Here is an 11743-nt window from a genome sequence, read left to right on the forward strand (position 1 = left end):
GAGTAGCGACACGGGCGTGGCGACTGTAAGCAATCTGGGCCTGGTTGTTGCCGTAAAGAATGGGACTGTCGTCATTACAGCCCGATCTGGCAACGTGTCTGCTACAGCCAACATCACGGTGTCGCAGGCGGCAAGTAGTATCGTGATCGAGCCGCCGATGGCGACGCTCATGTCCATCGGGGAGACCGTTCAACTAAATGCCGTCTTACTTGATGGGAACAGTCAACCGGTACCCGGGGCCGTGGTGACCTGGCAAAGCAGCGACGAGCAGGTCGCTATAGTCAATGCCCAGGGCCTGGTTACTGCGGTAATGAACGGCGCCGCGGTCATCACCGCCCGTTCAGGTAGCGCCAGTCAGACAGCAAATATCACAGTAGCTCAGTCCGCCGGAAAGATCGTGGTCGAACCACCGATGGCGACACTCATGGCCATCGGGGAGACCGTTCAGCTGTCCGCCTCCGTACTTGATGAAAACGGTCAACCCATAACCGGGGCCGTGGTGACCTGGCAAAGCAGCGACGAGCAGGTCGCCATGGTCAATGCCCAGGGCCTGGTTACTGCGGTAGAGAACGGCGCCGCGGTCATCACCGCCCGTTCAGGTAGCGCCAGTCAGACAGCGAACGTCACAGTAGCTCAATCCGCCGAAAAGATCGTGATCGAACCGGCTATGCCCACATTGACATCCATCGGCCAAACGGTCCAACTTAAGGCACAGGTCCTCGATCGCAACGATAACCCGGTAGCCGATGCTACGGTAACCTGGACGAGCGGCAACGAATCAGTGGCAGTAGTCAGTCCGGAAGGGTTGGTCACTGCGGTAAAAAGCGGCAGCGTCTTGATCACCGCGACGTACGGAACCATTTCAGCTGCTTCGCAGATCACGATAACGATACCCAGCCCGGACAGAGACGCTTTGGTAACGCTGTTCAATACACTGGACGGTCCGAACTGGACCAATAACGAAAACTGGCTGAGCAGCTTGCCCGTGGGCGATTGGTACGGTGTAGCTATCGACGGCCAGGAGAGAGTGATTGGTCTCGAATTAAAGGGAAACAACCTCAAGGGACAACTGCCGTCCGTGCTGGCGGAACTCGTTCGCCTGCGCAGCCTGGTCCTCACCGATAATGCTAACCTGGCGGGTCCTTTACCCCAGGCGCTTGCCGATCTTGCCCTCAACGAACTGCATGCAGACGGAACCGGACTGTGCGCACCTTCTGATGTTGCATTCCGGTTATGGCTGGAGACGATTTCAGATGCCAGGATCTCGACTTGTACCAACAATCCGGATGAAATAGAAGCGCTGGTTGCATTTTATCACCAGACTAACGGTCCGAACTGGACGGACGGTACAAACTGGCTTTCCAATGCACCGGTGGGAACCTGGCACGGCGTAGAGACCAACGAATTCGGTGCCGTCATCGAACTGACGCTCAACAACAATAACGTAAGTGGAATGATCCCGCCGGAAATCGGCCAACTCAGCCACCTGCAGATTCTACGATTGAATGGAAATGACCTTTTCGGACCTATACCCGCCGAGTTGGGACAACTCAAGAAACTATGGTTTTTAAGCATCTCAGGTAACAAGCTGTCCGGTTACATACCTCCTGAACTTGGCGGGTTGACGTCCCTGAGTGGCTTGTATCTCGGCGTGAACAGGTTGTCCGGACCCATCCCCGTAGAGTTGGCACAAATAGAACGGCTTCGTAATCTGTCACTGGGATCAAACAGACTATCCGGACCCATTCCGTCCGAGCTGGAGCGGTTTAAAAACCTGGATTTCATGGGTTTAGGCAGGAACTCGCTCACAGGGCCTATTCCTCCTGAATTAGGCAACATCAGAACCGTCAGGCTGTTGTTTCTAAATGGAAACCGATTGACCGGCCCCATTCCACCAGAACTGGGACAACTGAATAACCTCGAGGATCTGAGACTTCAGGAGAACATGCTGACCGGTTCTCTGCCATCCGAATTGGGCAACCTGGCAATCCTCAGGCGGCTGAACCTCTCCAACAACCGAGCACTGAGCGGACCGGTCCCGCGGTCTTTCTTCAAACTGACCATAAGCGGACTTGATCTGCGCGGTACACAATTATGCGTACCGCTGGACGATGATTTCGAGAACTGGCTAAGCGGAATCCCCGACCGTCACGTTACCCGTTGTGGCGATCCAACGGTAGCTGCGCTTACTTCGCTGTACAACGGGACGGACGGGCCTAATTGGTCAAACAGTGAAAACTGGCTGAGCACACAGCCGCCGGGTGACTGGTATGGCGTATCCACCGACGACACCGGACAGGTTACCGGGCTGGATCTTGCCGACAACAACCTGAATGGGTCTCTACCACCGATTCTGTCCATACTATCAGCATTGCGATCATTGAATCTCAGCGGCAACGACGCATTGACGGGACCGCTGCCGCGGTCGATGCTGAAACTGAATCTCGAAGTCCTCCATCTGGCCGGCACGGATCTTTGTGCTCCGTCCGATACCGAGTTTCAGTCATGGGTGCGCGGGATATCAGACGCCGAGGTATCGATCTGTGTGGGGGCAAGTTCGGATAGAGAAGCGCTGGTTGCCTTCTACCGGGAAACGAACGGTCCGAATTGGAACGTAAGCACGAACTGGCTGAGCGATGAGCCGTTACACATGTGGCACGGAGTTATTACGGACGCCGAAGGAAGGGTCACGGGCATTTCCTTAGCCAGCAACAACCTTACGGGCCGGCTGCCACCTGAAATCGGACAACTGCAACACCTGGTGGGTCTCAGACTTTACGGAAACCGCATGTCCGGATCGATACCGCCGGAACTGGGGAATCTGAGCAAGCTGCGATCATTGAACCTCGACGGGTGCTTTTTGCACGGAATCATTCCCCCCGAGGTAGGTCAACTCACCGGACTCGTCCACCTGTCCCTCGGCGGCAACGAGTTGTCAGGCAGCATACCGCCTGAAATGGGACAGTTGACCAACCTCATCGCACTGACCCTCAGCGGCAACGAGTTGACGGGGGCTATACCGCCGGAACTGGGAAACCTGAAGAATCTCGATCGCATGTTTCTGAGTAACAATGCCTTGACCGGTTCAATCCCGTCCGAATTCGGACGGTTGGAGAATCTGAGAACTCTGGTTTTGTTCACGAACCGAATTTCGGGGCCGATACCGCCGGAAATCGGCGACATGAAAAGTCTCGACCACCTGTCCGTTTGGGACAACCAGTTGACAGGAAGTATTCCACCGCAGTTAGGGCAGTTGAGTAACCTGATTGGTATTACACTCAGCAACAACCGGCTTACCGGTCCGATTCCCCCCGAACTCGGCAACCTGCCCTTACTGATCAGCCTGCGGGTTGACGGCAACCGGATTTCCGGATCGATACCCCCCGAACTCGGTCAATTGGGCAGACTCAGGGAACTGTTTCTACAAGAGAATCAGTTGTCCGGCACAGTCCCTTCCGAATTGGGAAACCTGAGCTTGCTTGGAACACTCAACTTAGGTGACAATCCCGGTCTCGCCGGCCCGCTGCCCCTGTCTTTCTCCGCGCTCAACATTGCAAACCTCAATGTCTTCGGCACAGAACTCTGCGCCCCTCCGGACCACGGATTCCAGGAATGGCTAAATAACCTTGCCTTCGGCCGCGTCCCGGATTGCATCAGGTCCGCCGGTCCGGCAATGTATCTGACGCAAGCCGTACAGTCGTTGGACCATCCCGTACCCCTGGTTGCCGGAGAGGACGCACTGCTGCGCGTATTCCTGGCGAATGAAGACGACCAGTATCCGAGTTTGCCGCCTGTACGCGCTACTTTTTACCACAACAACACAACCGTGCACGTGGAGGACATACCCGGGGATCCCACACCGCCGCCTGAAGAGGCCGACGAAGGATCGTTGTCGGCTTCCATAAACGCGTCAGTACCGGGGTCGTTGATCATGCCGGAACTGGAATTAGTCGTGGAGATCGACCCTGACGGTGCAAGTTCATCGAACTCGAACATGCCCGTGCGCATACCTCCAACGGGCCGGATGCCGGTCGACGTCAGGGACGTACCCCCCCTTGACCTGACCCTTGTTCCACTGCTTTGGATCGAAAACCCGGACCGGTCGATTCTGTCCGAAATCGAAGGGTTATCGTCCGATGACGAACTGTTCTGGCAGACGCGCAACCTGCTTCCGGTCGGAGACCTCAGTATCTCGATTCGAGATGAGGTGTTTACTTCGGTTGATCCTGTATTCGAAAACTATCCGGCCATTCTGAGCGAGACCCGGGCGATCCATATACTGGATGGTGATCAGGGTCACTACATGGGCGTCTTACGTACAGGAGGGGGGGCGGCGTTCACGGGAGGCAGGACCTTCGTATCGGGTCTCGCTGGATACACGATCGCTCACGAACTGGGACACAACATGAATCTTGGCCATACTCCATGCGGGAGTCCCAATCTGTTTACCGTCGATGCCAGCTATCCTTATGCCGATGGATCCATCGGTGTCTGGGGTTACGATACCCGAAACGACCTTCTTGTACCTCCGGATACGAAGGATCTGATGGGCTATTGCTCACCACAGTGGATCAGCGACTACAGCTTCATAAAGGCCTTGAACTATCGTCATTACATAGAATCGCAACAAATACCAATGGCCCGGCCGAATTCGTCCAGAAGCCTTCTACTGTGGGGGTTCGTGGACGGAAGCGGGGAGATCAGCCTCAAGCCAGCCTTCATGGTCGATGCGCCGGTGTCTTTGCCTGCCGAGACCGGTCCTTATCGCCTGACGGGAAACAGCGCGGCCGGCGGAACCTTGTTCACACTGGACTTCGATACGGTAAAGATAGCAGACGGTGAAGGCGGGGTTTTTGCCTTCACATTGCCGATGGAAGCGGGATGGCTGCCTCGGCTGGAACTTATTACCCTGGAAGGTCCGGAGGGTGCCGTTTCGATCGATCGCAGGACGAGTCAACCCGGCGCGCTGCTGCTGGACAGGGCGACGGGCAGGGTGCGAGGCATTCTCACGGATGGGATCGATTCTACTCGGGATGCGACATATATACGATCATCGCTTCCCGATACCGGTCTTGAGATCGTGATCAGCCGTGGTGTGCCCGATTGAGCCGCAGGGGAATAGTAACGGTACTTGTAATTTACCTATTCCGGCCTGGATCTGCCAATTCGCTATTTCTCCGTTTACTTCGGTTTCTTGTCCAGGGACCTCAGCAGTTTCACGACTTCCGCAGCTTCCTTGCCTCCCTTTCTCGCGTGGGCCATGAGCGAAATCCCGTGGGGACCCGGCTTGTCTTTTTCAGATAGATTGTCGGCAAGAACGGCCTGCACGATGCTCAGTTTCCCCAACATGGCCGCGGCATAGAGGTCGATGCGCGCCCCATGCTGCAGCAGATATTCCGCGATGTCCCTGCGCCCCATATGCGCGGCCGCCCCGAGCCCGGTTTCCCAGTCGCCGCCGCCCCAGTCCCAGCAGGCATTGACCAGTGCAGGTTCTTTGTCCAGCAATGCCTTGACGCTCTCGAAATCGCTGTGGGCGTCGTACACGAAACGATGTACCATTTCCGAATCTAGTGCTGCCTTCTTGGGAGACATATTCAGGTATCCTTTCTGGTTTTGTCGGTTCTGTTCATCATTTCACCCCTCCTTCACCCCTTTCTCACCGCCGCGAACCGCAACCGAATGTAGTCTGCCGTCCATGCGCCGTTCGCATCGCACAGCGCGGGCCGCATAGCTTCCCGGACTTCGTCGAGAAACCCCGGTCGATCCGCAACCGGCACCCGGGACGTGAAACTTTCGGCGAAGGTCTCCAGCCAGCCGCCGATATCTCCGGGCAGCGGGGTGGGCCGGGGGATGAGCGCGATGTACTGCACGTCGAATCCCTGCCGGACCAGCCGTCCCCGGTACTCCTCGTCAGTAGCGAAATACCAGGGATTGATTCCATCCTCCCACAGGCCGCGTCGTTTCAACGCCTCAGTGAGTGCCTGTACGATGGTGTCCACGCACCCGTGCCCGCCGCATTCCGCCACGAATCGTCCGCCGGGCTTGAGCGCGCGGCGTACGCCCGCGATCACCTCGTCGGGATGGCCCATCCAGTGCAGGGCAGCGTTGCTGAACACCGCGTCGAATTCACCTTCGAAGTCCAGCGCGTGCCCGTCCGTGACGTGGGCTTCGAGACCCAGCTTCCGCGCCGCCTCGATCTGCTCCGCGCTGCTGTCCACGCCGACGACCCTGCAACCCATGTCGACCAGTTTCGCCGTCAGCGCCCCGTCGCCACATCCCAGGTCCAGTATGCGTTCGCCGGGTTGGGGATCCAGCAACTCGACCACCGGCATACCCAGGTCGGCCACGAACCGGGCGTTTCGGGCGTAGCGTTCCGGGTCCCAGGATTGTGCAGGTTTCATCGGCCCTTCCATCCGGTCCTCCATTGCTCACTCACTGCGCAGCACTTCCGCGGGATTGGCCAGCGCGGCCCTGGTCACGTGATAGCCGATGGTGGCCACCGAAATCAACAGCGCGGCGCCGGCGGAAGCAAAGAAAATCCCCCACCCCATCTCGATCCGGTAGGCGAAGTTATCCAGCCAGCGCCCCATAATCAGCCAGGCCGCCGGCCAGGCAACGATGTTGGCCACAAGCACGAGCACGACGAATTCGGCGGACAGCATGCCGAGCAGACGGCGCACGGAAGCGCCCAGTGCCTTTCGAACGCCGATCTCCCGAGTGCGCCGCTCGGCCGTAAACGAAACCAGGGCGACGAGACCCAGGCCGGTCAGGAAAACCGCCACCAGGGCGAACACGCCGAAGAAGTAGCCGATACGCATTTCGTTTCGGTACTGGCGGCCGATGTCTTCAACGAGAAATGTAAAGGCAAAAGGGAAATCGGGGAAGAAATCCGACCATGCCGCTTCGATGTTATCCAGGGTGCTCCTGATATCCTCCGGCCGGATCCGGACCACCAGGTGCAGGCCGGTGCCGTGAAAGAGCACCAGCGGTTCGATTTCCAGGTGCAGGGTCCGAAAGTGGAAGTCCCGGACCACGCCGATCACCGTGTGCGTGTATCCACTGGCGAACCGGATCTGCTGCCCGACGGCCTCTTCGGGCGTCTCCCAGCCCAGGACGCGCACCGCCGCCTCGTTGATCACGATGTGCTTCCACTCCGTGTCGTTTCTGAAAGCCCCGCGATGGGACCGGCCCGCGAGCAGTTCCATGCCCATCGTCTCCACGAAGTCCACGGCGGCCTGGAAACCATGGACGCTGTGCCTGACGTGGTCCGGATCCTGGACGCGCTGCATCGTGCCCGTCGACGGTCGGCCGATGGTTCCGAACAGGCCGGGCAGGGTTATGGCCTGGCTCACGCCCTCCACACGGGGGTGCTGCAACAGGACGTCCTTCCACGGCTGGTAGTTGGTCGCCACTTGCTCGACCGTCGGAATCACGATCACCTGGTCCTTTTCGAAGCCCAGATTCTCGTGCTGAATGAAGTTCAACTGGCTGAACAGGATGCCGGTGCCGATGATCAGCGCGGTGGAAATGGCAAATTGAAAAACGACCAGGATCTTCCGGGACCACGCTCCACCGGGCAGGTACGGCCGTCCTTCCTTGAGCCCTGGAATGGCCCGCATGGAGGAAAACACGAGGGCCGGGTATGCGCCCGACAGGAGTCCGATGAGGATCGCGATGAGCGGCAGGGCGAGCCACCAAAGGGGGTGCAGCCCATCGGCCGAGACGATCGGTTGACCCAGCAGCGCGTCGAAATACGGCGCGATGAAATACACGGCCGCCAGGGCGATCAACACGGCCATGATGGTCATCAGGACCGATTCCCCCAGGCACTGCCGTATCAACTGTCCCCGGGACGCACCGAGTACCTTGCGCATACCGATCTCGCGGGTCCTGTGCACAAACTGTGCGGTAGACAGGTTTACATAATTCACCGAAGCGATGACCAGGATGAACAGCCCGACGGCGATCAGGATGTACACGTAGGCCACATCGGTGTTGGCGCCGTGCTCATTTTCGAGATGGGAATATAGGTGAATGTCGGTGACGGGCTGCAGCGACAATTCGTAACGGTCGAGATCTTCCAGGTAACTCGCTTCGACATGTCTCTCCACGAAACCGGGCAGTTTCCGCTGGGTCTCCTCCAGCGGATGGCCTTCCGGCAAGACGATATAGTTATAGAACAGCGTGGAGAACCAGATCCCCGCAGACCTGTTCCATTCGAACTTGTCGTATGCTGAAGCCAGGGAAATCAGGAAGTCGGCGTGGAAGTGGGCGTTTTCCGGTATGTTCTCCATGACGCCGGTGACGGTCAGCAGCATGTATCCGTTGTCGGCGATGATCGTTTTGCCCATGGGATCTTCATCGCCAAAGTACTTCCGGGCGGTGTCTTCGCTGATGACCACCGTGTACGGCGATTCCAGGGCGTGATCCGGATCGCCTCTCACCAGGGGAAAAGTAAAGACGTCGAACAATTCATTGTTGACCCAGTACACGCTTTTCTCGTAGTAGATCCGGTCTTCGTGCTTCATGATCCACGTGCCGATGGTGGGAAGCATCCGGGCGAAGTGCTGGATTTCGGGGAAGTCGGCCTGGAGCATCGGACCCAGTTCACGGGGCGACCGCGCACTGTCGTTGAGCGTTACCCGGTAGATGCGGTCGGCCTTTTCGTGGTAGCGGTCGTAGCTCAGTTCGTAGCGCACGTACAGAAAGATCAGGATGACGCATATCATCCCGACGGCGAGACCGAGGACGTTAGTGGCCGTGTAACCCCTGTACCGGCCCATGTGACGCAGGGCCATGGCGATGTGGCTTCCCGGCATCATTCCTCCTTGCGTCCGCCGAACCGCCACTCCCGTTCGACGATCAGCCGGGCGCCGCGCCGGAACGTCACGTAGGACCAGGCCCAGTGCAGCACGACCAGCAATCGGTTCTTGAAGCCCACCAGGAAGTAGACGTGGACCACCAGCCACGTGATCCACGCGAACCAGCCGGAGAACCTGAGCCTGCCGATTTCCGCGACGGCGCGGCTGCGGCCGATGGTCGCCATCTGGCCACGGTCGACGAACCGGAAGGGCTTGCGCGGCTGGCCCGCGAGATCGCGGCAGATCGTCCGTGCCACGAACCGGCCCTGCTGGATCGCCACGGGCGCCGTGCCCGGAAGTGGCGTGCCAGTCTGGTGAGTAAAACAGGCCTGGTCGCCGGCGACGAACACGTTCGGGTATCCCGGGATGCTCAGGTCTTCGTTGACCACGACGCGGCCCCCACGGTCTGTCTCGATGCTGTCCCGGCCGACGACTTCAACCCCCCGTACACCCGCCGCCCAGAGCACCGTAGAGGACTGTATGCGCTCCGTGCCCGCCTGCACACCGTGCTCGTCGATCTCCGTCGCCAGGGTGTTCGGCCAGACCTGCACGCCGAGTTTTTCCAGGTCCCGCGCCGCCCGGACCGCCTGCTGCTCGGAGAACATCGAGAGGATGCGCGGACCCGACTCGATCAGGATGACCCGGGTAAGGCGGGTGTCGATGTGGCGGAAGTCCCTGGCGAGGGTGAATCGGCTCATCTCCCCGATGGCGCCCGCCAGCTCGACGCCCGTCGGGCCGCCACCGATGACGACGAAGGTCAGCAGTTGCCGGCGCAGGTCGGGATCGTCGGTCCGTTCCGCCGCTTCGAAGGCGCTCAGCAAGCGGCGGCGTATTTCGGTAGCCTGCGGGATCGTCTTCAGGCTCGGCGCGTGCTCTTCCCAGTCTCCGTGGCCGAAATAGCTTGGTACCGACCCGCAACAGAGCAGCAGGTAATCGAACGCCAGCCGGCCGAAATCCGCCGATACGGTCTGCGCCTGCGGGTCGACACCTTCGACCGATCCCTGCAGCACCGAGATGTTCCTGCAGCGGGCAAGCACGCTGCGTATAGGCGTGGCGATATCGGCGGGCGACAGCCCGGCCATGGCCACCTGGTAGAGCAACGGCTGGAACAGGTGGTAGTTCTGCCGGTCGACCAGGGTTACACGGACATCGCGCCTGCCGCCGAGTTTCTTGGCCGCGTTCAGGCCGGCGAAACCCCCTCCGACGATGACGACCTGTTTCATGGGGTTACTCGCTTCGCAGCACGTCCGCCGGATTGGTCAAGGCGGTCCTGACCACGTGGTAACTGATGGTGATCAGCGTAATCATCAGGGCGGTGACGCCGGAAAGTAAAAAGATCTCCCAACCGATCTCCGTACGGTAGGCGAAGGACTCGAGCCAGCGTTGCATGATCAGCCAGGCCGCCGGCCACGCAAAGACATTTGCGATGAGTACAATAACTACGAACTCTCCTGACAACAACACCAGTACCTGTCGGATGGAAGCACCCACCGCTTTGCGTACGCCGATCTCCCTGGTTCTCCGTTCCACGGTGAAGGAAACCAGCGCGAACAAGCCCAGGCAGGCAAGGAAAACAGCCACCAGGGCGAATATGCCGAATACGTAACCGATCCGTACTTCAGATCTGTACAGTCGTTCGATGTTTTTGTCTAGAAACGTATACGCAATTGGGAAACCTGGGAAAAACTTCGACCACTGGCTTTCAATGTAATCCAGCGTATGCTCCGTGTCGTCAGGGTGAAGGCGGACGGCCAGATGAAGGCCACCGCCCAGGAACAGCACGATCGGCTCTATTTTCAAATGCAACGATCGAAAATGGAAATCCCTGACGACACCGATCACCGTCTGCGTCGAACCGTTACCGAAACGGACCTCCTGGCCAATGGCCGCCTCCGGCGTGGTCCAGCCCAACACGCGCTGCGCCGTTTCGTTGATCACGACGTTCCCTTCCTCGGATTTCCTGACCAGCACACTGCTATGTGCCCGGCCGGCAAGCACAACCATGCCCAGGGTCTCCACGAAATCCAGCCCGACGTTCAGGCCCTGCACATCATGCCTGGCATTGTCCGGATCATCGACGCGTTGTATCGTGCCGGTCGATACCTGTCCTATGTTGCCCTCGAGCCCCGGAAGGGATCTGCTGTGGGTCACCGCGGCCACGCCGGAATGTTGCAGCAAGGCTTCTTTCCAGGGCAGGAAGTCTTCCAATACGTCACCAACCGTTGGTATCACGATCACCTGGTCTTTGTCGAAACCCAGTTGCTTGCTCTGGAGGTATTCCATCTGATCGAACAAAATGCCCGTGCTGATGATCATGGCGATGGATATCGTAAACTGAATGACCACCAGGATCTTCCGCGACAGTCCCCCGGCCGCTTCGAGTTGTCGGCCTCCCAGCACGCCTTGTACCGGCTGCATGGCGGAAAGCAGGAGTGACGGGTAGCTTCCGGACAGCAAGCCTAATAGCAGCGCGCCGGCTGGAAGGACGAGCCACCAGATACCGGCACTCGTGAATTCCGTCGTTACCGGCTTTCCCGCGAAACTGTCGAAATACGGTGAGATCAGAAAAAGAGCCGCCAGGGCGATCATCAGCGCCAGGGCGGTTACCAGGACCGATTCTCCCAGGAACTGCCGGATCAGCTGGGAACGATGCGCGCCAAACACTTTGCGCAAGCCCACTTCTCTGGCCCGGCCGGCAAACCGGGCGGTCGACAGGTTGATGAAGTTGATACAGGCGACGACCAGGATGAAGAGGGCAATAGCCGAAAGGATGTAGATGTAGGCGATGTCGCTGTTGGCACCGGTCTCGTGCTCGAGATTGGAATGGAGATGGATATCGGTCACCGGTTGCAGGAAGAGTTCGAAGCGGCCGCCCCGTTCCC

6 protein-coding genes are annotated in these 11743 nt (G+C 58.9%); 1 reads left to right on the forward strand and 5 read right to left on the reverse strand.

Annotated features, from left to right (window positions below):
- The first annotated feature begins 16 nt into the window (after positions 1-16).
- Positions 17-5107: a hypothetical protein gene (locus tag F4Z81_06010; GenBank protein MXW04604.1), complete on the forward strand. Its 5091-nt coding sequence runs from the start codon at positions 17-19 to the stop codon at positions 5105-5107.
- A gap of 74 nt (positions 5108-5181) precedes the next feature.
- Here F4Z81_06010 and F4Z81_06015 read toward each other — a convergent pair whose 3' ends face one another.
- The 5 genes from F4Z81_06015 to F4Z81_06035 form a co-directional block, all read right to left on the reverse strand.
- Entirely contained in the window at positions 5182-5592 is a 411-nt protein-coding gene (locus F4Z81_06015) for an ankyrin repeat domain-containing protein (GenBank protein ID MXW04605.1), read from the reverse strand.
- Between the two features lie 53 nt (positions 5593-5645).
- Positions 5646-6401: a class I SAM-dependent methyltransferase gene (locus F4Z81_06020; GenBank protein ID MXW04606.1), complete on the reverse strand. Its 756-nt coding sequence runs from the start codon at positions 6399-6401 to the stop codon at positions 5646-5648.
- Positions 6402-6428: 27 nt separating this feature from the next.
- A complete protein-coding gene (locus F4Z81_06025) occupies positions 6429-8822 on the reverse strand; it encodes an FtsX-like permease family protein (protein ID MXW04607.1) in 2394 nt (797 codons plus the stop codon).
- Complete coding sequence (locus F4Z81_06030; protein ID MXW04608.1) at positions 8819-10084, reverse strand: NAD(P)/FAD-dependent oxidoreductase; 1266 nt, start codon at positions 10082-10084, stop codon at positions 8819-8821. Before F4Z81_06030 ends, F4Z81_06025 begins: the two co-directional genes overlap by 4 nt.
- A gap of 4 nt (positions 10085-10088) precedes the next feature.
- Positions 10089-11743 (reverse strand): FtsX-like permease family protein (locus F4Z81_06035; GenBank protein MXW04609.1); only part of this gene is annotated, 1655 nt, incomplete at its 5' end.

This window comes from Gemmatimonadota bacterium, assembly GCA_009835325.1.
In the GTDB taxonomy this organism is placed as follows: Bacteria; JAAXHH01; JAAXHH01; order JAAXHH01; family JAAXHH01; genus JAAXHH01.

Bases quoted from the DNA above. Each gene is read 5' to 3' on its own strand.
- F4Z81_06015 (MXW04605.1), bottom strand. From the start codon at position 5,592: ATGTCTCCCAAGAAGGCAGCACTAGATTCGGAAATGGTACATCGTTTC.
- F4Z81_06020 (MXW04606.1), bottom strand. From the start codon at position 6,401: ATGAAACCTGCACAATCCTGGGACCCGGAACGCTACGCCCGAAACGCC.
- F4Z81_06025 (MXW04607.1), bottom strand. From the start codon at position 8,822: ATGATGCCGGGAAGCCACATCGCCATGGCCCTGCGTCACATGGGCCGG.
- F4Z81_06030 (MXW04608.1), bottom strand. From the start codon at position 10,084: ATGAAACAGGTCGTCATCGTCGGAGGGGGTTTCGCCGGCCTGAACGCG.